Consider the following 25,001-nt stretch of genomic DNA (forward strand, 5'->3'; position numbering starts at 1 on the left):
TCCGGTGCGGGCGAGAGGGAGGGCCATGTGGTACTACCTTTTCAAGTACGTTTTCATGGGCCCGCTGTTTATATTGCTCGGCCGGCCGAAAATTGAAGGTGCGGAAAACATTCCGAGTTCCGGGCCGGCGATTCTGGCCAGTAACCACCTCGCTGTGGCGGACAGCTTCTACCTTCCGTTGGCCGTGCGCCGCCGGATCACATTCCTGGCAAAAGCCGAATACTTCACCGGCACCGGATTCAAGGGCTGGATTAACCGCTGGTTTTACAGCGTCTCCGGGCAGGTGCCCATCGACCGCACCAACGCCGACTCCGCACAAGCCGCGCTGGAAACCGCAGAGCGGCTCTTGCGTCGGGGCAAGTTGCTCGGCATGTACCCCGAGGGCACTCGGTCGCCGGACGGTCGCCTCTACAAGGGAAAGACCGGCCTGGCGCGGCTAGCGCTGCACACCGGGGTTCCGGTGATTCCGGTAGCCATGATCGGCACTAACGTCGTCAACCCGCCGGGCAAGAAGATGTTGCGGTTCGGGCGGGTGACGGTTCGTTTCGGCAAACCAATGGACTTCACCCGGTTCGAGGGACTGGCCGGCAACCACTTCATCGAGCGGGCCGTCACCGACGAGGTGATGTACGAGCTGATGGGGCTTTCCGGTCAGGAGTACGTCGATATCTACGCAGCCAGCGTCAAAGACGACAGCAAGGGCGCCGGTGCTCATTCCGGTCCGAAGGACGCCGCCCGGATCCCCGAGACCGCTGCCGGCTGATCAGGCCGCGGCCGTCGACACCGGGATCCGCCCCGGCTCGGGCGAGCGCTCCGTCGTCAGCCGGGTGGTCACGGTGAGGCCGGCAACGACGATGATCGCCAGCGCCCACCACACGTAGGACATCCCGGCAAGTTGACGCCACCACTCCGCGGTGGCCTCCCGGTGCTTGGGCAGCAGCTCGATCGGCGTCCATCTCATCAGCGCCACCCCGGCGGCGGTGACCACGGCCAGCGCCGCATTTCGCCGCCGCCAGGCCAGCACCGCGGTCACCAAAACCGCCGGCAGCATCCACACCCAGTGGTGGGACCACGAAACCGGTGAAACCACCAACCCGAACAACGCCACGCAAATCACGGCCAGGGCCGGCTCATCGGCCCGCAGCACTCGGCGCATCGCCCATACCGTCGCAACCAGCGCCACCAGCGACAGGACCACCCACAGCAGGAAGCTTTCGTGCTCGCCGATCGGCAGCCGGGCCAGCGCACCCGCAATGTTCTGGTCGGTGTTCAACGAAGCCGAACCGATGCGGTCGGTGTGGTGCAGGGTATGGGTCCAGTACTCGCGGGAATCACGCCACGCCAGCGCGAAGCCGGCCAGCGTCGCAGCCGCGAAGGACGCCAGGGCTGTCAGTGCCGCCCGGCCGTCCCGGCGCAGCAGGAAGTAGAGCAGAAACACCGCCGGAGTCAGTTTCAGTGCTATACCCAAGCCGAGCAGCAGGCCCCGCGGCCACGGCGTGCGGCGCGGGAAACAATCGAGGATCACCAAGGTCATCAGCACGGCGTTGATCTGGCCGAAGGCGAAGTTGGAGCTCAGCGGCTCCAGCCAGATCGACGCCGGAGCCACGATGATCACCGCCAACCACAGTCGGCGCACCCAGGCCGGACCGGGCAGCAGCGTCGAGGTGGGCCAAACGTTCAGACCGGTCAGCACCACCACCGTCGACACGATCAGTACCACCAGCGTCAGCAGGGTGATCGCGACGCTGGCGGCCGGCATCTTCAACCAGGCGAACGGGCTGAACACCACCGCGGCCAGCGGAGGGTAGGTGAACGGGAGGTCCAGCCCGATGGGTGTGTGGAACTTCACGTCGCCGCTGTACAGCGGACGGCCGTCCAACCAGGCTTGGCCGCCCATCTGATAGATGTCGATGTCGATGCGGTAGGGGATGTGTCCGAGCAACCGCCAGGCCACGTAGCCCAGTGCCCCGGCGGCCACCAGCCCAAGCAGGCACCATAACGAGACCCGTCCGAGTCGACTGCCCAGCTCGGGCGACCGCCATGTACTCATGTCAAAGACAGCCTAATCGTTACCGAGGCGGTCGCTTGCCGCCACAGCGCGGCTCAGGCCGCTTAGGCCTCGCCTGCGTCGGCCGGCGTAGTTTTTGTGGAGTGCTCCAATGGCTGCAGCATGACTGCCCCTGCTGTGCTTCGGTGGACGCGGTTTTCGCCGCCGTAGCCGTGGCGGGGCTGTTGGCCCTGGGATTCCATCCGCTGATGTTTGTCCTGGCGAACCTCGACATCGATCCCGCGCCACCGCCGAAGGCTGCCGAACGCCTGCTGACCGCGCGATAGCCTGCCCGGATAAACTGCGATGTGCGGTACTTCTATGACACCGAATTCATCGAAGACGGCCGCACCATCGATTTGATCTCCATCGGGGTGGTCGCCGAGGACGGCCGCGAGTACTACGCCGTCTCCACGGAGTTCGACCCCCAGCGTGCCGGCAGCTGGGTTCGCTCCCATGTCCTGCCGAAGCTGCCGTCGCCGGGTTCGCAGCTGTGGCGCTCACGCCGGCAGATCCGTGCCGACCTGGAGGAGTTCCTCGGTGTGTGCGGCGACGACCCGATCGAGCTATGGGCCTGGGTGGGCGCCTACGACCACGTCGCGCTGTGTCAGTTGTGGGGTCCGATGCCGGAGCTGCCAACGGCGATACCTCGCTTCACCCGGGAACTGCGGCAACTATGGGAGGACCGCGGATGCCCGCGCCTGCCGGCTCGGTCGCGTGATGCTCACGACGCGCTGGTCGACGCGCGCGACCAGTTGCGACGATTTCGGATCATCACCTCGGTCGGAAATGCCGGCGCCCGTCCGGCCCGGGGTGGGGGCACACCCCGCGGCTCCCGCGTGCGGGCGGCGAGCGGGCTAGACCGACGACCAGACCCGGCAGACTGACCGTATTGACGGCGACGTTCGCCCTGATCAGCGCAAGCCTCAACCCGGTTACCATGTACCGATGAACTGGACCGTCGACATTCCGATCGACCAGCTGCCGCCGTTGCCGCCGCTGCCTGCCGACTTGCGCACCCGGCTGGACGCCGCGCTGGCCAAGCCCGCCGCCCAGCAACCCAGCTGGCCCGCGGACCAGGCGTTGGCGATGCGCACGGTGCTCGAAAGCGTTCCGCCGGTGACGGTGCCGTCCGAGATCGTCCGCCTGCAGGAACAGCTGGCACAGGTCGCCAAGGGCGAGGCATTCCTCTTGCAGGGCGGTGACTGCGCGGAGACGTTCGTCGACAACACCGAACCCCACATCCGCGGCAACATCCGCGCGCTGCTGCAGATGGCCGTGGTGCTGACCTACGGCGCCAGCATGCCGGTGGTGAAGGTGGCCCGCATCGCGGGTCAGTACGCCAAACCGCGGTCGGCCGATATCGATGCGCTGGGCTTGAAGTCTTATCGCGGCGACATGATCAACGGCTTCGCCCCGGACGCGGCGGTGCGCGAGCACGATCCGTCGCGGCTGGTGCGGGCCTACGCCAACGCCAGTGCGGCAATGAACCTGGTGCGAGCATTGACGTCGTCGGGCCTGGCGTCGCTGCACCTGGTCCACGACTGGAACCGGGAATTCGTCCGGACCTCGCCGGCCGGCGCCCGCTATGAGGCGCTGGCCACCGAAATCGATCGGGGACTACGGTTCATGAGCGCCTGCGGGGTGGCCGACCGCAATCTGCAGACCGCCGAGATCTATGCCAGCCATGAGGCATTGGTTCTTGACTACGAGCGGGCCATGCTGCGGCTGTCCGAAGCGGAGAACGGGGAACCGCAACTGTATGACCTGTCGGCGCACACCGTGTGGATCGGCGAGCGGACCAGGCAACTCGACGGCGCACACATCGCGTTCGCCGAGGTGATCGCCAACCCGATCGGGGTCAAGATCGGCTCGACGATGACACCCGAGCTGGCGGTGGAGTACGTCGAGCGGCTCGATCCGCACAACAAGCCGGGCCGGTTGACGCTGGTCAGCAGGCTGGGGAACAACAAGGTCCGTGATCTGCTGCCGCGGATCATCGAGAAAGTACAGGCCACCGGTCACCAGGTGATCTGGCAGTGTGACCCGATGCACGGCAACACCCATGAATCCTCGACGGGGTACAAAACCCGTCACTTCGATCGCATCGTCGATGAGGTACAGGGCTTTTTCGAGGTGCATCGCGCCCTGGGCACCCACCCCGGCGGCATCCACGTCGAGATCACCGGTGAAGACGTCACCGAGTGTCTGGGTGGCGCACAAGACATTTCGGAGACCGATCTGGCCGGACGGTACGAGACCGCCTGTGATCCGCGGCTCAACACCCAGCAATCGCTGGAACTGGCCTTCCTGGTCGCCGAGATGCTGCGCGACTAAGGTGGTGAGCAGACGCAAAATCCCCTAAAACACGGGGTTTTCGGCGATTTCGCGGTTGTCACCGCAGGTACCCCAGCTCGAGGTCGGTTACAACAGTCCGCTCAGGTTACTGCCGATCGTCCAGGCCGCGGTCGCGACCAGCCCGGTGATCGCCAGCACCACCGCCACCCAGATCAGCACCATGCGGCGGGCGTGCTGTCGCGCCCAGACGAATTCGTCCATCGAGATGCCGGCGAATTGCCCTGACACCGGCCGGTATTCGTATTCTTCCGGTTGGGCATCCGGGCGGGCCGCCGATACCGGCTCGGCCCAGCTCCCCGGTTCTCGGGTCAGTTCGCGGGTTGGGTGCCGAACCGGTGGGCGCGGCCGCTGGGCGATCCGGCTGCGATGCAGTATGGCCGACCGGTGCTGGGCCGAGTTGTGCGGCGCGGGCACCCGGAAGTCCGGGAGTGCCAGCTCCTCCGCGATCGACTCGAGATCGGCGCCCATCTCGATGGCGTCGGCGTACCTGTCGGCAGGGTCACGGGCGGTAGCGCAGGCCACAAATTCGTCGAATTGCTTTGGCACACCATCGATTACAGAGCTAGGTGGCGGCACGTCGCGGTCCAGCCGCTGATAGGCGATCGACAATGCCGAGTCGCCGCTGAACGGCGTGTGTCCGGTCAGCAACTCGTAGGTGAGAATTCCGGCCGAGTAGACATCGCTGCGGGGACCGGCCTGGCCGTCGCGGACCTGCTCGGGAGACAAGTACGCCGCGGTGCCCAAAATGACGCTGGCCGAAGTGATTCCGGCGGCAGCGACGGCCCGGACCAATCCGAAATCGGCGATCTTGACCTCGCCGTCGTCGGAGATCAACACATTTTCGGGCTTGACGTCGCGGTGCACCAGGCCGGCCCGATGCGCTGCGGCCAGCCCGCCCAGCACCGGGCGCAGCACGGCCACCACGGCATGTGGGGGCATCGGTCCGCGTTCGGCCAGCAGTTCGCGCAGCGTGCCGCCTTCGACGAGTTCCATCACCAGAAACGGGTGCCGGGAATCCAGCCCCTGGTCGTAGACCGCAACCAGGCCGGAGTTCTTCAACCGGGCGACCGTGCGGGCCTCGAGTTGGAAACGGGTGAGAAACTGTTCGTCGCCCGCATAGCGGGAGTCCATCACCTTCAGGGCGACGGGGCGGTCCAGCCGGACGTCGAGACCGCGGTAGACCGTCGAGGTCCCGCCGCTGGCGATCTTGGCCTGAACCAGGTAGCGGCCGTCCAGCAGCGTGCTGTCCAACGGATCCGAAGTCCCGGCTTCAGCTCGGTGACGATGCGGGCCGGCGCGGCCCGAGATGGAGCCGGGCACATCAGCTTCAGCCACGGGGCCATCGTAGGTGGCGGCGCGAATCGGATGAGACAACGTGCACCAAGCTCTACACTTGCGCCGTGGGCAGCATTCCGGCCGGCGATGATGTTCTGGACCCCAACGAGCCAACCTACGACCTGCCCCGGGTCGCCGAACTTCTCGGTGTGCCGATCAGCAAGGTGCACCAGCAGCTGCGCGAAGGTCACCTGGTCGCGGTACGGCGTGCCGGCGGCGTAGTGGTGCCACAAGTGTTCTTCACCAAATCCGGCCAGGTGGTCAAGAGCCTGCCCGGACTGTTGACGATCCTGCACGACGGCGGCTATCGCGACACCGAGATCGTGCGCTGGCTGTTCACCCCCGACCCGTCGCTGACCGTTACCCGCGACGGCTCACGCGATGTCGTGAGCAATGCTCGTCCGGTCGATGCGCTCCACGCCCACCAGGCCCGCGAAGTCGTGCGTCGGGCCCAAGCTATGGCGTATTGAGGTCCTTATCGAGCGGGTTCCGGTGCGTCCCTTGGGGCAGCCGGCTCCGGCACCCGGTACAGCGAATACCAGGCCAGCAGTGCGAACGCGGTCGCCAGCCCGAAGTGCAGCCAGGAATACATGCCGTGTGATCCGTCGGGTTTGAAGATCACCATGACCCAGGTCGAGAATCCGGCGATGGCCGCAATTGCCGGCCGTGACTGGGCCAGTGGGGCCACTACCGCCAGCGGCCAGGAGTAGTACCACGGCAGGGCGGCGGGGACGAACAACACCACGATCAGCATCGACCACGCGATGCCGGCCAGCACCGCCCGGTCATCGCGGCGAAACCGCCACCACAGCAGCGGCAGCGACACCGCGATGATCAGAATTCCGATGAACCTGGTGATCCGCAGCAAGGTGTAAAAGTCGAGGGTGAAGAAATTCCTGCCCAGAGCGTGGATCAGGTTCGCCGCTCCCGTCGGCAGCGTCAACCAGTTGATGATCTTCACCGAGCCGGCCAGCGCCGTGAGCCACCCCAGTCCGACGCCGGCCACCGCGGACAGCACCGCGAACACCGCCACGAATATCAGCAGCGACGCTGCGGCGGCAGCCAGGAACGCCTGGACCGGCCGGTATCCCCGGTCATCGCGCAGATGTCGCATCCAGACCCAGAACAGGAACGGCAGCGCCAGCCCGGCGGTGGCTTTGACCGCGATCGCCACCGTGATCAGCGTGATGCCCGCGACATGGCGACGCTGCATGGTGAGCGCGATGCCGGCGGCCATCAGGCCGACCATCAGCATCTCGTTGTGCACTCCACCCATCAGATGGATGAGCACCAGTGGGTTGAGCACGCAGGTCCACAGCGCGGTGGCGCCGTCGGCACCGAGGTGACGTGCCAGGCGGGGGGTCGCCCAAATCAACAGCGCCAGCCCGGGCAGCATGCACAAGCGCAGCAGCATGGTCCCGGCGACCACGTTGTTGCCGACGATGATCGTGACGAGCTTGGCCACCAGGATGAACGCCGGACCGTAGGGGGCGGTAGTGATCGTCCAAATCGGGCTCACGTCGTCCAGCAACGCATTCGGGTTACCCACCGGCCCCACCGCATAGGGATCCAGGCCGTCGCGCAACAGTGCGCCCTGGGCCAGGTAGGAGTAGGTGTCCCGGCTGAAGACCGGCACCGACAGCAGCAGCGGCGCCAGCCAGAATGCGGTGGTGGCCCGCATGGTGAACTCGGTCGCTTCGCCGGCGAGGACTCGTCGGCCCAGCCACAGCCACGCGATCAGCATCAGGCCCACGCCCAACCACAACACGATCGACGACAGCACCAGCCCGTGGCCGAAGCGCAGCCACGACATGTGGATCGTCTCCAGCAGCGGGTCGTGCTGGCGGGTGCTGCCGGCCCCCAACCCTCCCGCGGTGATCAGCACGGCCCCCAGAAAACCCAGCCAGGCGGGTTTGGCCCGCGGGCTGCCGGCGAATGCGCGAAATCGTGAAATATGTTGGCCCACTGATAGTTTCGTCGCCGAGTCAGTTTCGGGCGGGGGCGTCGCTCTGGTCATCGGTTCAGGCCGACCGGTCCGTGGCCGTCCGGGCCAACTGTGACAATCCGGCCTTGGCTCGCGCGTTAATGGGTGCGGACGCGAGTGTCGCCAGCGCCCGTTGGGTGAGCTCGGTGATCCGATTCTCGGCCGCTGCCAAAGCTCCGACCCCCGCGATGACCTCGCGCAGCTCGCGCACCTGCACGTCGGTCAGCTCGGTGCCGATCGAGCTACGCAACAGGCTGGCCGCCCGGGGGTCCGACTTCTCCGCGAGCTCGGCTGCTTCGGCTATCAGCACCGTGCGCTTTCCCGACCTCAGGTCATCGCCGGACGGCTTGCCGGTCACCGCTGGGTCTCCGAACACCCCGAGCACGTCGTCGCGCAGCTGAAACGCCACCCCGAGGTCCGTGCCGAACTGATGAAAAGCGGCGGCGACGTCGGGTCTGTCGGCAGCTGCGGCCACCCCCAGTTGCAACGGCCGAGACACCGTGTAGCAGGCGGTTTTGAAAGTGGCGACCGTCATCGCCGAGGCGATCGAGTTCGCGGCGCTGGCCTCGGCGACGATGTCGAGGTATTGCCCGCCCAGCACCTCGGTGCGGATGCCGGACCATACCCGCTGCACCCGGCGCGCAGCGTCGGGCGCCAGGCAGGTCTGGCCCACCTCGGAGACGATGTCGTCGGCCCAGGCCTGTGCCACGTCGCCGAGCAGTATCGCCGCCGAGATGCCGAACTGGTGCGCCGGGCCGAGCCAGTTGCGCTCCCGGTGCAGTGCGGCGAAATGCACATGGGCCGTCGGCCGGCCGCGACGGGTCGAGGAGGCGTCGATCACGTCGTCGTGTATCAATGCCCAGGCGTGCAACAGTTCCAGGGCGGAAAACAATTGCAGTATCTCGGGGCGGGGCTCCTCGGTTGCCACGGCGTGCCAGCCCCAGTATGCGAAGACCGGCCGTAGCCGTTTGCCCCCGCGCAGCGCAAAGTCTTCCAGCCAGGCCGTCAAGGCGCCGTAGTCGCTGCCGATATACGCCGCCTCGCTGCGACGGTCGTGCAGATACCGTCGTAGTTGGTCGGTGATGGCGCCGCCCAAGTCGGTTGCCGATGCTTCGACGCTCAGCGCGGCGCCCCTTTCTGCTCGGCACGTCCCTGGCCCGACAGTGTATTCCGCCCCGGCGTCGTGGGCTGGCATTGCCTTACTCGGGGCCTTACTCGGGGCCTCACTCGGGCGGCTATATGCGTTCGGATGCATTCGGGCCGGACGCAGTTGCTTCGACTGACTCGCCCTGACGCCCCTATGCTGTCGTGATGGCCCTCTGATGAGGCCGGCTGGGGGTATGCGCGGCGTAGCGCGGTTTGAGCAGTAGTCGTCTGAGGAATCTGAGGAATCTGAGAAAGAGGGTGCCGTGTGACGCTCAATACCATCGCGCTCGAGCTGGTTCCTCCGAACGTGGATGGGGGCCGCGAGCGGGCACTGGAAGACGCGGATAAATTGCTGCGGTACTCAGCCGAGTCGGGCCTCGACAGCCGAATCCGGCACGTGATGATCCCGGGGATGATCGCCGAGGACGACGATCGGCCGGTCCCGATGCAGCCCAAGCTCGACGTCCTGGACTTCTGGTCGATCATCAGACCGGAATTGCCGTCGATCAGCGGCCTGTGCACGCAGGTCACCGCCTTTATGGACGAGTCATCGCTGCGTGGGAGGCTCGCCGAGCTGTGCGCCGCCGGGATGGAGGGTGTCGTGTTCGTCGGGGTGCCGCGCACGATGAACGATGGCGAAGGCTCCGGCGTCGCACCGACCGACGCATTGTCGATCTATCGGGAGCTGGTGGCCAACCGCGGTGTGATCGTGATTCCCACCCGAGACGGCGAGCAGGGTCGGCTCAATTTCAAATGCAATCAGGGCGCGACCTATGGCATGACGCAGTTGTTGTATTCCGACGCGATCGTGGGGTTCCTGACCGAGTTCGCCGAGGCCACCGACCACCGACCCGAGATCCTGCTGTCGTTCGGCTTCGTCCCCAAGGTCGAGGCTCGCGTCGGCTTGATCAACTGGTTGATCCAGGATCCCGGCAACGCGGCCGTGGCCGAGGAGCAGAAGTTCGTCCAGAAGTTGGCCGGCAGCGAACCCGCCCAGAAGCGCCGGTTGATGGTGGACCTCTACCAACGCGTGCTAGACGGTGTCGTGGACCTCGGCTTTCCGCTGAGCATCCATTTCGAGGCAACGTACGGCCTGTCCGCGCCGGCTTTCGAGACCTTCGCCGAGATGCTGGATTACTGGGCGCCCGACAAGCAGGGCTGACCGGGACCAACCGAGCCCCGTGAGCGACCCGGTCCGTTACTTCGGCGGCTGGTCGCCCGCGGCCGTGAGCCGGGGGGAGCGGTCCCGGCTGATCCAGGCCAGCAGTGCCACCACGCCCGCGGCCAGCAACGACCCGATGCCCAGCCAGATGCCGGCCGCGGTGAATGACCGGGTGTTGGGGTCGGTATAGCGGGCCTGAGCGTTCATGGTGCTCACCACGCCCGGTTTGAGCTTCCACTGCACCACTTCGGGCTCGATGCGGTCACCGTTGGTAGAGGTCACGGTGCCGGGAAAGGCGACGGTCAGCTCGACGTCGGCGTCGGCGTCGGTGAGGGAGGTCAGATCTGCCCGGCCCTCCAGAATCACCAGGTTGCCGTTGCGCCGCAACGACAGATTCACCCCGGCCGCGTCGGAGTTCATGTTGGCCAGCTGCGGCAACTCGGCGAACGTCAAATCGGAAAACACCGCCTGCGATCCCACGTAGCCGTCGCTGTCGTAGTTAGAGACAGCCACTTTCTGGCTGAATGCCAGGTTGTTGCTGTCGAGTTGAGGGCCGGCGTCCTTGTTGTTCTTCGGCTTTGCCGCGGCGATGATCTCTCCGGACACCAGGTCGTCGGGTGAGATGGTGATCGACGCTCGCACGCGCAGGCATCCGGTGGCCAGGGGCACCAGCATCAACAGCATCGCGATGGCCAGCATGCGGCGCCGTCGGGTCCCAGTTACCCGAGATTTGCGGGCTGAGAGCGAGGGAGAGCTGGCGCGCACCAGGTCATCGTGCCAGACCCGGTGTGCCGCTTGGGCAAGCCGTCCGGAGTCGGGCCTACAGCGGCAGAGCGCGACCGAGGATCGCAAACGCCCGGGGGTCGCCGGCGAAGTAGTAGCCGCGAATGATGTCGGTGAAGCCCAGCCGCCGGTACAACCGCCACGCCCGGTTGGCCTCCCCATTGGTCTCCGGAGTGGACAGTAGGACGTGGTCCTCCTGCCGACCGGCGAGTAGCCGGCGGACCAGTGCCTCGCCGAGGCCATGGCCCTGGGCGCGCGGCTGGATATGTAATTCCGTCAACTCGAAATAGCTACTCATCACCCGGGAGATCGCCTGCGGCGGAAAACCACTGCGCTGCAGTCCCAAAACCACTTGCTGCTGCCACCACTGACCCGGGGCGCCGGGGTAGCCGTAGGCCACGCCGACCATCGGTGCGTTGCTCAGATCGACAGCCGGCAACGCCCGGCTGTCGGGGTCGGCTCCCGCGATCGCGGACGGATCGGCCCCGGCTGGGTCCGCGACTTCGACGGCGGCGACGGCCTTCCAGCCCCGCCGGCGGATGTGCTCCAGCCACATTGCGGCGCGCTGATTCTCGGTGCCTCTGGGGTAGCGCATCGCGTCGACATAGACGGTGAGGGCCTCCCTGAGGCGGCGCTCCATCTCGCTCGGGGCCAGATCGATGAGGAATATCGCCAACTGCCCTCCTCACGGTGATCGGGTGCGGTGCTTCAGCACCAGTATCGGACCATTGCCGTCGCGGTTGCCCGAGCGGTCGACATGTGCACCGATAACCGGTTGCACCGCATGGGGTGTCGGGCGCATTCGTGCGCCAGGGTGCGGCCGGGATAGAATCGCCGGCGAATCAGTGGTACGGCTGGGATTGACCTCGTATCATCTGAGTTAGTTGCCCCTACAACGGGCATCCGCGTTGCTACCGGTAGTTACGTGACAGTCTGTCGGCAAGGAGGGACGAATGCCACTCTCCGATCATGAGCAGCGGATGCTTGAGCAGATCGAGAGCGCGCTCTACGCCGAAGACCCTAAGTTCGCCTCGAGTGTCCGTGGTGGGGGCTTCCGCGCACCCACGGCACGGCGGCGCTTGCAGGGTGCGGCGTTGTTCGTCATCGGCCTGGCCATGCTGGTTTCCGGGGTGGCTTTCAAGGCCACGATGATTGGAAGCTTCCCGATCCTCAGTGTCTTCGGTTTTGTCGTGATGTTCGGCGGCGTGGTGTATGCCATCACCGCGCCGCGGTTGCCGGGGCGGCTGGATCACTCTCGGCCGGCGTCCGGGGGGTCGCGCCAGCGGCGTGGTAAAGGGGCCGGAGGCTCATTCACGAGCCGGATGGAGGACCGGTTCCGGCGCCGCTTCGACGAGTAGGCGAACGAACGTAGACCTTACGGGGCAGCCGCGTGGCTGCCCCGTTTTTCGTGCGCACCCGGTGTTCCGGGCCGGAGGTGCCGTTTGCGGGTCACGTGGGGGAGTCCACACCGAAACCCAGTTGTGAGCTATTGACCTTGCGCGTGCCCCACCCCGCCCCACTTTGGCGACTCTTTGCCATTCGCAGGGCTCTGAAATGCGGCTTTAGCACGGTCAGTGAGCTGGATGGCGGGCGCGGGGTGATCCGAACGTGGACCTGACGCCGCTGACTCTTGGGGAAATGCCACGACGACACCCCATCAATGGGGCGAAGTGGGGGATTGTGGGGTATGGTGGCTGAAGTGTTTGGGTGAGCGAGCGGCTCTAGGTGGGAGGTGGCCTAGTGTTTCTCGGCACCTACACGCCCAAACTCGACGACAAGGGGCGGCTGACGCTGCCGGCCAAGTTTCGCGACGCGTTGTCAGGGGGGTTGATGGTCACCAAAAGCCAAGATCACAGCCTCGCCGTCTACCCGAGAGCGGAGTTCGAGCAGCTGGCGCGCCGGGCGAGCAAGGCGCCGCGAAGCAATCCCGAAGCACGGGCGTTCCTGCGCAACCTTGCCGCCGGCACCGACGAGCAGCACCCCGACGGCCAAGGCCGGATCACGTTGTCGGCCGACCATCGCCGCTACGCGGGTCTTTCGAAGGACTGCGTGGTGATCGGCGCGGTCGACTACCTCGAGATCTGGGACGCCCAGGCATGGCACGACTACCAGCAACTCCATGAAGAGAACTTCTCCGCGGCCAGCGATGAAGCACTCGGCGACATCTTCTGAGGTGCGCATCCGTGCACCGTGGTCTCTGCCCGAACCGGCCCTGGCGTACTTCCCCGACGCCAGGTTCGCGACTTCGGACAGGGACCTCGGTGCAGGGACGCCACCGTGGCCAGACTGGTGGCCAGGCCGGTATTGCCCCACCCGGGGAGGTGTCACGGTGGCTGATGGCCCAAAGGATTTCGGTCATGTGCCCGTGCTGGCGCGGCGCTGTGTCGAGCTGCTCGCTCCGGCGCTGACCTGGCACCATCCAGACGGCTCGGGGGCGATTCTGGTCGATGCGACCCTCGGTGCGGGCGGGCACGCGGAACGGTTTCTACGCGAATTTCCGGGGCTGCGGCTGATCGGGCTGGATCGCGACCCGAGCGCCCTCGATATTGCCCGGGATCGGTTGGCGCCCTTCGCCGAGCGGATCACGCTGGTACGCACCCGTTACGACGGCCTTGCGCCGGCACTGGCCGAGTTAGGTTATGGCGCAGTCGAATCGGTCGACGGGGTGCTGTTGGATCTGGGCGTCTCGTCGATGCAACTCGACCGTGCCGAGCGCGGCTTCGCGTACGCCAAGGACGCTCCGCTGGACATGCGGATGGACCCGGACCAACCGCTTACCGCGGCCGACATCGTCAACACCTACGACGAGGCCGCGCTGGCCGATATTCTGCAGCGTTACGGCGAGGAGCGCTTTGCCCGCCGCATCGCCGGACGTATCGTCCGGCAGCGCGCCCACGCGCCGTTCACGTCGACCTCCGAGCTGGTTGCCGTTGTCTACCAGGCAATTCCGGCTGCAGCCCGGCGCACCGGCGGGCATCCGGCCAAACGCACCTTCCAGGCGCTGCGCATCGCGGTCAACGACGAGCTGGACTCGCTGCGCGGCGCCCTTCCCGCTGCGATGGCCGCACTCCGCGTCGGCGGACGCATCGTGGTGATGGCCTACCAGTCGCTGGAGGACCGGATCGTCAAGCGGGTGTTCGCCGACGCGGTCGCCTCCAGAACACCGATCGGGCTTCCGGTCGAGCTTCCCGGCCACGGACCGCGGTTCCGGTCGCTGACCCACGGCGCCGAACGCGCGGACGCGGCCGAAATGCAACGCAACCCACGCAGCGCCGCGGTGCGCATGCGGGCGTTGCAACGGATTGAGCATGAGGCGGAACCGCAGCACGCGATCGGGAAGGGCGATTCATGATGACGAAGCGCGAAGCCCGGGTGCCGGGGAACCGCCGCGGTGGCGATCGTCGCGGCGGAGGTGATCGTCGCGTTGCCACCAACCGGCACACGGCAGCCGACTCGGCGTCGCGTCGCTCCCGGGCGGGCAAGGCCACGGCGGCGCGCCGCGAGGCCCGGATGCCGAAGTCGGGACCGCAGACCAGTCCGATGCCTCGGCCCGTCGACCGTCCGGCCCGGCCCAAGAACACCAGTCAGGCTAAAGCTCGGGCCAAGGCCCGAAAAGCCAAGGCGCCCAAGGTAGTACGACCCAAATTGAGCGAGCGGTTGGCCGTCCGGCTGGCATCGGTCGACCTGCGCCCCCGCACCTTGCTGAGCAAGGTCCCGTTTGTGGTCTTGGTGATCGGGTCGCTCGGTGTCGGGCTGGCACTCACATTGTGGCTGTCCACCGATGCCGCCGAGCGTTCGTATCAGCTGAGCCACGCTCGGGAGCGCACGCGGATATTGCAGCAGCAAAAGGAGGCGCTGGAGCGCGATGTTCGTGAGGCCGGGTCTGCGCCGGCCCTGGCCGAGGCGGCCCGCAAGCAGGGCATGATTCCGACCAGGGACACCGCTCACTTGGTTCAGGCGCCCGACGGGAATTGGGTGGTGGTGGGAACCCCCAAGCCTGCTGACGGTGTTCCGCCGCCCCCGCTGAACACGAAGCTGCCGGAAGAAGGTCCGCCGCCGCCTCCGAAACCGCCGCTGGTCCCCCCGGAGGTTCCGGTCCGGGTCCTGCCGGGCCCCGGTGACCCGGCACCGCCTGCCCGGTCGGGCCCGCAGCTGCTGCCCCGCACGCCCGACGGCGCATCGACGCTGGGCGCCGACGGCAGCCACCTGCCGGGCCAGCTGCCGGGAGTGCCGGGGGTTCCGGGACAGGCCCCGTCGCAGCTTCAGCCGCCGGCACCCGTCGGCTCGGCGCCCGGCGCCCCGCTACAGCTGCCCGGTCAAGTGCCGGCCCTGATACCCGCCCCGGTACCAGCCCCGGTACCAGCCGAGGTACCGATACCACTCCAGTCGGGGACCGCGCCGCCGGTGCTCGGCGCACCGCCGGCTCCTGCGGCCCCCATGACACCGGTAGCTCCGGCAGCGCCCGCGCCCCCGGTCAGCGTGCATGCACCGCAGCTGATTCCACCACCGGCGCCGTCCTACGGCGAACAGTTCGCCCCGGTGACTCCGACGGTGCCGGCGGCGCTCGGGGGTCCGCGGTGAGCCGCGGCGGGCGCAGTCGCCCGGCGCCATCGACGGGTGGTCCGCGCAAACTGCGGCAATCCCAGGACGCGCGGCAGCCGAAGCGGTCCAAGAAGCCGACCAAGAAGCTCAGTGACCACCGGGCCAACGAGGCCCCGGTGCCCAGGCGGCTCCGGAAAGCCAAGGAAGCCAATAAAACCCGCGTCGCGGTGCGCGCCGAAACCGCCCCACCCGGCCGGCCGGCGGCCCAACGGCGGACCCGTCAGGCAGTGGAAGTGGCGACCCGCGGTGCGTCCTTCGTCTTCCGGCATCGGGCCGGCAACGCGGTGATTTTCGCGTTGATGATGGTCGCTGCGACACAGCTGTTCTACTTGCAGGTGTCCAATGCCGCGGACTTGCGCGCCCAGGCGGCCGGCCAGCTCAAGGTCACCGATGTCGAACCGGCGGTTCGCGGCGCCATCGTCGATCGGCGCAACGACCGGCTCGCGTTCACCATCCAGGCGCGTGCGTTGACCTTTCAGCCTAAAAGGGTCCGCCAGCAGCTGGAGGAGGCCAAGAAGAAATCCCCCGCCGCCCCGGATCCACAGCAGCGGCTCAAGGATATCGCCAGGGAGATCGCGGGCAAGTTGAACAACAAGCCCGACGCCGCGACGCTGCTGAAGAAGCTGCAGAGCAACGATGCGTTCGTGTATCTGGCACGTGCCGTCGATCCCGCGATCGCCAGCGCCATCTCCGAGAAGTATCCCGAGGTGGGCTCCGAGCGACAGGATCTGCGCCAGTACCCCGGCGGATCGCTGGCCGCCAACATCGTCGGCGGGATCGATTGGGATGGCCACGGTCTGCTGGGTCTGGAGGACTCCATGGACGCCATGCTGGCCGGAACCGACGGCTCGGTCACCTACGACCGCGGGTCAGACGGCGTGGTCATCCCCGGCAGCTACCGCAACCGGCACAAGGCGGTGCACGGTTCCACCGTCCAACTGACCCTCGACAACGACATCCAGTTCTACGTGCAGCAGCAGGTGCAGCAGGCCAGGAACCTGTCCGGGGCCCACAACGTCTCGGCCGTGGTACTGGATGCCAAGACCGGCGAAGTGCTCGCCATGGCCAACGACAACACCTTCGACCCGTCCCAGGACATCGGGCGCCAGGGCGACAAGCAGTTGGGCAACCCGGCGGTGTCGTCGCCCTTCGAACCGGGATCGGTGAACAAGGTGATCACCGCGTCGTCGGTGATCGAGTACGGGCTGTCCAACCCCGACGAGGTGCTGCAGGTACCGGGCACGATCGAGATGGGCGGGGTCAGCGTGCACGACGCCTGGGAGCACGGCGTGATGCCCTACACCACGACCGGCGTATTCGGTAAGTCGTCGAATGTCGGCACGCTGATGCTGGCGCAGCGAGTGGGCCCGGAGCGCTTCTACGAGATGGTCCGCAAGTTCGGGCTGGGTCAGCGCACCGCTGTCGGGCTGCCCGGTGAGAGCGCCGGGCTAGTGCCGCCGATCGACCAGTGGTCGGGCAGCACCTTCTCGAATCTGCCAATCGGCCAAGGTCTTTCGATGACTCTGTTGCAGATGGCCGGCATGTATCAGGCCATCGCCAACGACGGGGTGCGGATACCTCCCCGGATCATTCAGGCGACCATCGCGGCCGACGGCACCCGCACCGAGGAACCGCGTCCCGAGGGCGTCCGGGTGGTGTCGGCGCAGACGGCCCAGACCGTGCGCCAGATGTTGCGCGCCGTCGTACAAAACGACCCGATGGGGTACCAGCAGGGCACCGGCCCGGCGGCGGCGGTACCCGGTTACCAGATGGCCGGCAAGACCGGGACCGCGCAGCAGATCAATCCCGCCTGTGGCTGCTACTTCGACAACGTCTACTGGATCACCTTCGCCGGGATGGCCACCGTCGACAATCCCCGTTATGTGATCGGGCTGATGATGGACAACCCGGAGCGCAACGCCGACGGCAGCCTGGGCCATTCGGCGGCCCCGTTGTTCCACAACATCGCCGGCTGGCTGATGCAACGCGAAAACGTGCCGCTATCACCCGACCCGGGTCCGCCGCTGGTCTTGCAGGCCGTTTAGTTAGCGTTAGCGTCAGCGGCGGGCCATGCCGGCTTGCACCGGTGAGCCAATCCGAAGCCCAATGACCGCTGGCATTGCAAGGCAAAGCAAGGTGCTTGCCGCGGCGGCGAAGCCCAAGTGGTAGCCGGCCAAAGTCAAGCCGCCACCGCCGGCTGGTGCAATGCCTTGGGCAATCCCTGCCAGGACCGTGGGTCCGATTGCGCCACCGGCCTGCAGCGCTGTGACCGTGATGGCCGATGCCATGCCGTGGGCGTCAGCCGGCACGTCCTGCAGACCGACCGCCGTGAGGGCCGGAAATGCCAGGCCCTGCCCGATTCCGGTGACGAGCAGGCCGGCGAGGATAGCGCCCGCGTAGGGGCTGTCTGCCCCGACGGTGCACCACAGGAATACGCCCGCAGATGTGAGCGGAAGGCCCAACATCAGTGACAGGCGCGGCCCGCGGGTTTTCATTAACCGGCCGGACAGCAGCGCCGCGGTGGTCACGGCCAGGCTGACCGGCAGAATCGCCAGACCCGATGCGGCGGGCGACACGCCATGCACTTGTTGCAGGTACAGCGGCAGTAAGAACAACGAGCCGGTGCCACAAAAGAAGAAAATGCTGGCCACCACGGCCGCTCGGCGGACCGAATGCATGCGCAGCAGCGTCCGATCCAGCAACAGCACCTCATTGTTGCGTATTCGGCTACGCCGCCACCACAACGAGCTCGTGGCCGCAGCGCCGGTGAGCATGGCGCCGGCCAGCAGGAGGCCGTCGTGTCGGGATGCCACATCTGCCGCCAGGATCATTAAGGTGATCGCCGTCACCAGCGCGCCGGCCCCGGCCAGGTCTAGGGGCTGACGGCGTGGCGGCATGCCAGCCGGCAGCCACCGGACGGCCGCTGCGGCCGTGAACGCGGCCACCACGACGTGTAGAGCAAACACCCAGCGCCAACCGAGGGTGCTGGTGATCACTCCGCCGAGCACGAGGCCGGCCGCGAAGCAGCTGGCCTGAGCTGCGGAGAACACGCCCAAAGCGCGTGAGCGCATCGGATCGCGGTGATAAACCGACGTCAGCAGTGCCGTGGTCGCGGGCATGGTTATCGCCGCGCCCACGCCCTGCACCACCCGCCCCGCTACGACGAGCCAAAACGTGGGCGCCACCATCGCCAGCACACCACCGAGACCGACCATCGCCAAGCCCCAGACCAGCACCCGCCGGCGGCGTAGCCGATCGGTCATCGCACCACCGCACAACACCAGACCGGCGAACGCGAGCGCATACCCGGTGATCGCCCATGACAGGTCTTGCGTCGACGTGCCGAACTCGGTGCCCATCGGCGGCAAAGCGCTGTTGAGCATCGACACCCCACTGGCATCTAGCCCAGCCGCCGCACTCAACACGACCAGAGGAAGTGTCTTCGCATCACAAAGCAGGTCCGGCGGGCACGAAGTCGGCGTGAGCTTCACCGTCGGCGATGCAGGCCTACCACAGCACCGGTAGGCGTTCGGGGATGCGTCGTGCGAATCGGGTGCGCCAGACCAATTGTTCGATCGGGACGGCCAGGTCGAAGGTCGGCATCTTTTGCAGCAGTGTTTCGATAGCGATCTGGGCGTGGCGGCGGCCGAGGGCTGATCCGGGACAGGTGTGTTGGCCGCGGCCGAACGCCAGGTGTGCGGTGGGGTTGGGCCGGTCGAGTTCGATGTTCTGCGGGTTGGCGAACCGCTCTGGGTCGAAGTTGGCGCCCTCGAGTAGCACCAGCACCAGCTCGCCCTTGCGCACCAGCACGTCGCCGACCTGAATGTCGGCGGTGGCCAGGCGGGGTAACCCGTCGGCGAAGGAGAGATTGATCCGCAACAGCTCCTCCACACCGGCCGGGATCAGTTCGGGCCTTTCGATCAGCAAGGTCCGCAGGTGCGGGTGGTGCATCAGCGATATCAGGGCCGTGGTGAGGAAGCAGCTGGTCGAGATCACACCGGCGCCGAAGAAGGTGACGCCGACCGTGGCGAACAGCTCGTCGGAGACATGCGAGTAGCTGGGATCTTTTCGGAGCCTAGACAGTTCGCCCATGAGTCCGGTCGTGACGTTCGGGTTGTCCAAAAGACCCGCCATGTATTCGATGTCACGATCCCAGTTGATCTTCGCGGCGGGGATCGGATCGGCCGAGCTCATGAAAGCGAAACTTAGGCTGCGCAACAGCTTCGGGCCGTCTTGTTGCGGGATACCCAGTACCCGGCAATGCAGCGCCACCGCGAGCGGGTCGGCGAAGTCGTTGCGCAGATCGGCTGGCGCGCCCTCGGCAATGAGGTTGTCCAGCAGCGAGTTCGCCGTGTCGCGGAGGAATTGCTCCAACCCGGGGGCCTTCGGTGTGATTGCCCTCATCACCGCCTTGCGCAAACCCGCGTCGGCGATGTTCCCCATGTTGTTGACCACTTCGGGTGGAACCGTCAGCGCGTTCAGGCGGGGAGCGCCGGGAGCGGCGGTTGCCGGCAACGAGAAGCGCCGATCCTCGAGCACCTGCGTGCACAGTGCGTACGAGGAGACGAGCCAGGCTTCATCGCCGGTGATGGTGCGCACCTTGCGGATGGACGCACGGGAGCGCAATTCCGCGACTTCGCCGGCAATCCGGTCCCCACGGGCAGAGAATGGGACATCGAGCAGAGCGTTCGCGGTCATTCGGCGGCGCTCCCGCCGGGGGTAACAATGGCGTGGCCCTGATTGCGCGACGCCCGCAGTCCCGATCCCCGGGCGTAGAGCATCTCGGCCAACGGCAGCGATTGGTGGTAGCAGTTCAACGACGACGGCACCCCGAGAATCGCGGGCGTGTCGAGGAACAATGGGGCCTCGGCACAGATGTAGTCCATGCACACCCGCTCCTGAGCGGCCGTCGGCTCCTGCCGCGGAGCCACCTTCGTGGACAGGAAACGCCGCACCAGGTCCTGGCACACAACGCGGAACTCCTCGTCGGCGTCCATGAGCGCGACCATGTCCGCATGGAGCTGCCGGTATGCCTTGTTGGACTGGAATTCCGACATCGGACGGGCGGACAGCCTCCTTCCGGTCGGATCGAGCTCGTTGACCGTGGCGGTGATCTTGGCGCGGACCCCGCGTATGTTTTTGACCGCTTTGCGCCGGGCTTCGATCGGGGAATCGCCTAGTGCTTCAAAACTCTCGGCGACGTGGACGTCTGTGTAGACGAAGTCCACACGATCAAAATTCGCGAGCCCCCACAGGGCAAGATCGCGTATGCGCTGACGAGAGAAGTAACTGTTCCCTGGAGATACCCCGATGACAGCGTGGTCCCCCTCGGCGTGGATGACCTGACATTGTTGGGTGAAGGGCTGGACCACAAACCCCGCCTGGACGACGGCTTCCGGAATGCGCCGGCCCAGCTCAAACCGGGGACCGGACCCACGCGTCGCGCCGCTTAGTTCTTCTTCGGACATGGGGCCGGCTAACCGGGGGATCTGCGAGTCGCCCGCCGCCGAGATCAGGGCTTCCGGTTCGGCAGTCACGCAAGTCATGGTTGTTCTCCTGAGGCATAGGGAGTTGGGTCGATGGTCGAGTTGCAGCCGCAACTACGTTGACGCGGCGATATGACGGTGTCTTTGGCTCGTTGCGCCACCGCTTGGGATGGATCTTGGCCATGCCCCCTGCTTTGGCTGCAGCTTTGCACAACGTGACCCGTCGACGGGTTTCACAGTGAGGCATACCTTTTCCACACAAGCGCTGGATTCAACTGTGCGAGTTGGAGCGGCCAAACCCATCGGTTATGGCGCGTATATGTGTGCGGCAGGGGTCGTAGGTTAATCGCAGGGGGCGTCGCGGTTATACGCGGTTGCGCTGACGCCCACCGCTGAGCTGCTGCGGGCCGGGTGTAGCCACTGCAGGTCATCCCGAAGCCCGGGGCCGACCCATATTCCGGCCCCCTTCAGCGGCGCGCCGGACAAGACCGCCACTACGTACCTGGTGGAGGACGGTCTACCGGCAGCCGCGCGGGTCGTAGGACTGATCGACACCGGATCGGCATTCGGTGCCACGGTCGCCGGATGCTCGTTAGCATGGGTGCGACTGAGTGGAGCGATGTGGGCGTGAGGGACTTGCTGCCACAGGGCACGGTGACAGTGCTGTTAGCCGAGGTTGAGCGTTCGACGTGGTTGTGGGAGGCCCATCCCGAGCATATGGATGCTGCGGTGGCGCGCCTCGCCAAAGCCGTGTCCGATGTGGTCACCGTCCATGACGGCGTGCAGCTGGTCGAGCCGGGCGCGGGAGACAGCTTTGTCGTCGTGTTCGCCCGCGCTTCTGATGCGGTAGCCGCCGCGTTGGACTTGCAGCGAGCGCCGCTTGCCCCGATCCGGTTGCGCATCGGCGTGCACGCGGGGGAGGTGCGGATGCGCGACGACGGGAATTACGCCGGTCCGACCATCAACCGGGCCGCACGACTGCGCGATCTGGCGCATGGGGGCCAGACCGTGTTGTCCGGTGCTGCCGAGCGCCTTGTCATCGATCAGCTCCCCGATGGGGCGTGGCTCACGGAGCTTGGCACGTACCCGCTGCGTGATTTGCCGCGCCCGGAGCTCGTGGTACAGCTATGCCATCCCGACCTGCGAGTCGAGTTCCCACCGCTGCGGGTCGCCGACAACGTTGTTGTCCACGGTATTCCAGTACACCTGACGAAGTTCGTGGGGCGGGGCGCGCAGATCAGCGAGGTGCACCAGCTGCTGGCCGAAAACCGGGTGGTGACTCTTATCGGTCCCGGCGGAGTGGGCAAGACACGGCTGGCCGCGCAGGTCGCGGTCCAGGTCGCAGGCGAGTTTGGTGGCGCGTGGTTCGTGGATCTGGCGCCGATCAGCGACCCGGATCTGGTACCGAGCGCGGTGGCCCGCATGCTGGGTCTGCACGACCAGCCCGGTCACTCCAATTTAGACACCGTGCTGCGATTCCTCGGCGCTCGTCGCGCCTTGGTGGTGCTGGATAACTGTGAGCATCTGATCGATGCGATCGCGGCCTTCGTGGTGGCCCTGGTGGAAGCGTGTCCCGACGTGACGTTGCTAGCCACCAGTCGTGAGCCGATCCGTGTTGCGGGTGAGGTCAGCTACCAGGTGCCGCCGCTGTCACTGAGCGACGAAGCTATCCAGATGTTTGGTTTCCGGGCCCGGCGGGTTCGTCCTGGATTCCGCCTTACCGACGACAACCGCGGCGTGGTCACCGAGATCTGCCGCCGCCTGGATTGCTTGCCGCTGGCGATCGAGCTGGCGGCGGCGCGAGTGCGGACAATGTCGCTGGCGGAGATCGTCGATGGTTTGGGCAGCCGATTCCAGCTGTTGACCGGGGGTGCGCGTACCGCGGCGCTCCGCCAGCAGACACTGTGGGCCTCGGTGGATTGGTCGTACGCGCTGTTGACCGAACCCGAACGGGTCTTGTTCCGCCGGCTGGCGGTGTTTGCGGGCTGCTTTTTCCTCGATGATGTGCGCGCAATCGCAGGCGGTGATGATATGCCGCGCCATCAGGTGCTCGACGAGCTCACGCTGCTTGTCGAGAAGTCGCTGGTGGTGGCCAACGACCGCGGCGATCGAAGCAGCTACCAGCTATTGGAGACGATGCACCGGTACGCGCTGGAAAAGCTTGAGGAGGCCGGCGAAGCTGAGGCCCTGCGGGCGCGCCACCTTGACCACTACGCGGCGCTAGCTGCCCGGCTCGACCACCCCGGCCGCACGGATTATGCGCAGTGCCTCCACCAGGCCGAAGCCGAAATCGACAACCTCCGTGCCGCCTTCGAGTGGAGCCGTGAAAATTCCGATATTGAACTCGCCTTGGCGCTGGCTTGCTCCCTGCTACCCGTATGGATGACGCGCGGTCGCATTCGGGAAGGGCGGGCGTGGTTTGACAGCATTCTCGGCGCCGAGGCAGCGCACGATCTCGAGGTGGCGGCCGGGGTGCGCGCGCGGGCGCTCGCCGACAAGGGCCTGCTCGACATCTTTGTCGACGCCTCGGCGGGCATGGATCAGGCCCAACAGGCATTAGCTATTGCTCGCGAGGTCGGCGACCCGGCCCTGCTGTCCCGGGCGCTCACGGCCTGCGGTCTGATCGCTGTAGCTGTAGCCCGCGCCGAGGTCGCCGCGCCGTACTTCGCCGAGGCGATCGAACTCGCCCGCGCCGTAGACGATCGGTGGAGACTGGCCCAGATCCTTACCTACCAGGCGATCGATGCGGTTGTGGCGGGTTACCCGATAGCAGCGCGCACGGCGGCCGAAGAGGGATGCGAGCTGGCGAATGCAATTGGTGACCAGTCCGACGCGCTCTGGTGCCGATGGTGCCTCGGTTACGCCCACCTGATGCGCGGTGATCTCGTCGAAGCCGCTGCACAATTCGGCGAAGTGGTGGAGGAGGCCGAGGCGGCTCAGGAAGTGCTGCACAAGGGGAATAGCCTGCAGGGCCTTGCCTTCGCCCTCGCATTCCGGGGTGAGGTGAGCGCGGCTCGCGCGGCCGCCGACGCGGCTCTGGAGGCCGCCGAACAGGGAGAGTACTTCGCCGGGATGGGCCACTCGGCGTTGGCCACGGCTGCCCTGGCCGCAGGCGACATTGAAACGGCGCAGGATGCGGGTGAGGCGGCTTGGCAGAATTTGAGTTCGGCCCTGCCCCAGTCGGCGGTGCCACAGCGGGTATTTAATGCCCAGGCTGCGCTGGCGAGCGGCGATCTCATCGCAGCCCGCGACTGGTGCGACGATGCCGTGCGGTCACTGACCGGCCGCCACCTAGTTTTCGCGCTAGCTACGCGCGCTCGGATCTCGATCGCTGGCGGCAAGCGAGAAGAGGCTGAACGCGACGCGAACGACGCGCTCGCCTGCGCGGCCGACAGTGGGGCCTATGTGGATGTCCCAGATGTGCTCGAGTGCCTCGCTGTCTTGGCCAGCGACGCCGGCAATCACCAGGAAGCTGCGAGACACTTCGGCGCGGCAGAGGCTATGCGACAACGTATCGGCGTGGTTCGCTTCGTGATTCACCAGGCGGGATACGAGGCGTCGGTGGCGGCCCTGCGAGATGCGATGGGTGAGGTCGACTTCGGCGCCGCCCGGGACGAGGGTGCGGCGTTATCGATCGAGGAGGCGATCGCTTATGCGCGGCGTGGCCATGGCTGGCGCAAACGGCCGGCCACTGGTTGGGAGTCGCTCACTCCGACCGAGATCGACGTCGTACGACTGGTCAGCGAGGGGCTGTCCAACAAGGACATCGCGACGCGGCTTTTCGTCTCGCACCGGACCGTGCAAACCCATCTGACCCACGTGTACACCAAGTTGGGCTTCACCTCCCGCGTGCAACTCGCTCAAGCGGCAGCCAACCGGGCCTGAGCCCGCCGCCTCTCAACGACGAACCGGGGCCGACCACCCGGCGCTCCGATACCTGCCTCACGCGCTGAGTGCCGGACTGCTGTACGGCAACGGCGGGGCCGGTGGGATCGGCGGGGGAGGCGGCGTTGCCGGTCGCGGCGGGGCTACCCGCCAAAGCGGCACAATTGTCCGGTCCTCAGCGTGAGGCCCAAACACCGTGGATGCGCGGGATCA

At 66.6% G+C, this 25,001-nt stretch carries 18 protein-coding genes and 3 pseudogenes; 12 read left to right on the forward strand and 9 right to left on the reverse strand.

Translation table 11 applies throughout. The annotated features are described in order from the left end of the window. The first annotated feature begins 25 nt into the window (after positions 1-25). On the forward strand, positions 26-763 hold the full coding sequence (locus AWC07_RS16000) for a lysophospholipid acyltransferase family protein (RefSeq protein WP_036414929.1): 738 nt from the start codon (positions 26-28) through the stop codon (positions 761-763). On the opposite strand, the gene AWC07_RS16005 is transcribed toward AWC07_RS16000, so the two are convergent. Then, positions 764-2,050: a glycosyltransferase 87 family protein gene (locus AWC07_RS16005; protein ID WP_036414931.1), complete on the reverse strand. Its 1,287-nt coding sequence runs from the start codon at positions 2,048-2,050 to the stop codon at positions 764-766. Positions 2,051-2,190: 140 nt separating this feature from the next. Here AWC07_RS16005 and AWC07_RS28810 point away from each other — a divergent pair. The 3 genes and pseudogenes from AWC07_RS28810 to AWC07_RS16020 all read left to right on the forward strand — a co-directional run. Further along, positions 2,191-2,268: pseudogene (locus AWC07_RS28810) on the forward strand (hypothetical protein); the annotation flags it as partial. 87 nt (positions 2,269-2,355) lie between these two features. After that, a pseudogene (locus AWC07_RS16015) lies at positions 2,356-2,859 on the forward strand (polyadenylate-specific 3'-exoribonuclease AS); the annotation flags it as partial. A 136-nt stretch (positions 2,860-2,995) separates the two neighbouring features. After that, complete coding sequence (locus AWC07_RS16020; RefSeq protein ID WP_036414936.1) at positions 2,996-4,384, forward strand: class II 3-deoxy-7-phosphoheptulonate synthase; 1,389 nt, start codon at positions 2,996-2,998, stop codon at positions 4,382-4,384. An 87-nt stretch (positions 4,385-4,471) separates the two neighbouring features. On the opposite strand, the gene AWC07_RS16025 is transcribed toward AWC07_RS16020, so the two are convergent. Continuing rightward, the gene (locus AWC07_RS16025; RefSeq protein WP_051508059.1) at positions 4,472-5,713 is read right to left on the reverse strand and encodes a protein kinase domain-containing protein; all 1,242 of its coding nucleotides are present in this window, start codon (positions 5,711-5,713) and stop codon (positions 4,472-4,474) included. 92 nt (positions 5,714-5,805) lie between these two features. Between AWC07_RS16025 and AWC07_RS16030 the strand changes: the two genes are divergently transcribed. Next, a complete protein-coding gene (locus AWC07_RS16030) occupies positions 5,806-6,210 on the forward strand; it encodes an Rv2175c family DNA-binding protein (RefSeq protein WP_036414938.1) in 405 nt (134 codons plus the stop codon). 5 nt (positions 6,211-6,215) lie between these two features. Here AWC07_RS16030 and AWC07_RS16035 read toward each other — a convergent pair whose 3' ends face one another. Together AWC07_RS16035 and idsA2 are read right to left on the reverse strand one after the other, a co-directional pair. Continuing rightward, positions 6,216-7,757 (reverse strand): alpha-(1->6)-mannopyranosyltransferase A, encoded by a 1,542-nt coding sequence (locus AWC07_RS16035; RefSeq protein WP_036414941.1) that lies wholly within the window; start codon positions 7,755-7,757, stop codon positions 6,216-6,218. A gap of 4 nt (positions 7,758-7,761) precedes the next feature. Further along, positions 7,762-8,820: a bifunctional (2E,6E)-farnesyl/geranyl diphosphate synthase gene (gene idsA2, locus AWC07_RS16040; RefSeq protein ID WP_036414943.1), complete on the reverse strand. Its 1,059-nt coding sequence runs from the start codon at positions 8,818-8,820 to the stop codon at positions 7,762-7,764. 315 nt (positions 8,821-9,135) lie between these two features. On the opposite strand from idsA2, the gene AWC07_RS16045 reads away from it, so the two are divergent. After that, complete coding sequence (locus tag AWC07_RS16045) at positions 9,136-10,032, forward strand: mycobacterial-type methylenetetrahydrofolate reductase (protein ID WP_036414946.1); 897 nt, start codon at positions 9,136-9,138, stop codon at positions 10,030-10,032. Positions 10,033-10,068: 36 nt separating this feature from the next. Here the strand turns inward: AWC07_RS16045 and lppM are convergent, their stop codons facing one another. Next, complete coding sequence (gene lppM / locus AWC07_RS16050) at positions 10,069-10,731, reverse strand: lipoprotein LppM (RefSeq protein ID WP_208622429.1); 663 nt, start codon at positions 10,729-10,731, stop codon at positions 10,069-10,071. 121 nt (positions 10,732-10,852) lie between these two features. Beyond that, complete coding sequence (locus AWC07_RS16055) at positions 10,853-11,491, reverse strand: GNAT family N-acetyltransferase (RefSeq protein ID WP_036414949.1); 639 nt, start codon at positions 11,489-11,491, stop codon at positions 10,853-10,855. A gap of 277 nt (positions 11,492-11,768) precedes the next feature. On the opposite strand from AWC07_RS16055, the gene AWC07_RS16060 reads away from it, so the two are divergent. The 5 genes from AWC07_RS16060 (at position 11,769) to AWC07_RS16080 (ending at position 17,462) form a co-directional block, all read left to right on the forward strand. Then, a complete protein-coding gene (locus AWC07_RS16060) occupies positions 11,769-12,173 on the forward strand; it encodes a DUF3040 domain-containing protein (RefSeq protein ID WP_036414952.1) in 405 nt (134 codons plus the stop codon). A 382-nt stretch (positions 12,174-12,555) separates the two neighbouring features. After that, positions 12,556-12,987, forward strand: a complete 432-nt coding sequence (gene mraZ, locus AWC07_RS16065) for a division/cell wall cluster transcriptional repressor MraZ (RefSeq protein WP_036414955.1) — start codon at positions 12,556-12,558, stop codon at positions 12,985-12,987. A 1-nt stretch (position 12,988) separates the two neighbouring features. After that, on the forward strand, positions 12,989-14,167 hold the full coding sequence (rsmH, locus tag AWC07_RS16070) for a 16S rRNA (cytosine(1402)-N(4))-methyltransferase RsmH (RefSeq protein WP_139829728.1): 1,179 nt from the start codon (positions 12,989-12,991) through the stop codon (positions 14,165-14,167). Beyond that, the gene (gene ftsL, locus AWC07_RS16075; RefSeq protein ID WP_036414959.1) at positions 14,164-15,396 is read left to right on the forward strand and encodes a cell division protein FtsL; all 1,233 of its coding nucleotides are present in this window, start codon (positions 14,164-14,166) and stop codon (positions 15,394-15,396) included. Before rsmH ends, ftsL begins: the two co-directional genes overlap by 4 nt. Positions 15,397-15,533: 137 nt before the next feature. Then, entirely contained in the window at positions 15,534-17,462 is a 1,929-nt protein-coding gene (locus AWC07_RS16080) for a peptidoglycan D,D-transpeptidase FtsI family protein (protein ID WP_244187607.1), read from the forward strand. 12 nt (positions 17,463-17,474) lie between these two features. Here AWC07_RS16080 and AWC07_RS16085 read toward each other — a convergent pair whose 3' ends face one another. The 3 genes and pseudogenes from AWC07_RS16085 to AWC07_RS16095 all read right to left on the reverse strand — a co-directional run. Then, positions 17,475-18,839, reverse strand: coding sequence for an MFS transporter (locus AWC07_RS16085; RefSeq protein WP_139829723.1), 1,365 nt, complete (start codon positions 18,837-18,839; stop codon positions 17,475-17,477). Between the two features lie 85 nt (positions 18,840-18,924). Next, positions 18,925-20,115, reverse strand: coding sequence for a cytochrome P450 (locus AWC07_RS16090; RefSeq protein WP_036414963.1), 1,191 nt, complete (start codon positions 20,113-20,115; stop codon positions 18,925-18,927). Further along, positions 20,112-20,840, reverse strand: a pseudogene (locus AWC07_RS16095) (cyclodityrosine synthase); the annotation flags it as partial. The pseudogene AWC07_RS16095 and the gene AWC07_RS16090, both read right to left, overlap by 4 nt. Positions 20,841-21,530: 690 nt before the next feature. On the opposite strand from AWC07_RS16095, the gene AWC07_RS16100 reads away from it, so the two are divergent. Continuing rightward, complete coding sequence (locus AWC07_RS16100; protein ID WP_036415020.1) at positions 21,531-24,788, forward strand: LuxR C-terminal-related transcriptional regulator; 3,258 nt, start codon at positions 21,531-21,533, stop codon at positions 24,786-24,788. The last annotated feature ends 213 nt before the right edge of the window (positions 24,789-25,001 follow it).

This window comes from Mycobacterium gastri, from assembly GCF_002102175.1.
Taxonomy (GTDB): Bacteria; Actinomycetota; Actinomycetes; order Mycobacteriales; family Mycobacteriaceae; genus Mycobacterium; species Mycobacterium gastri.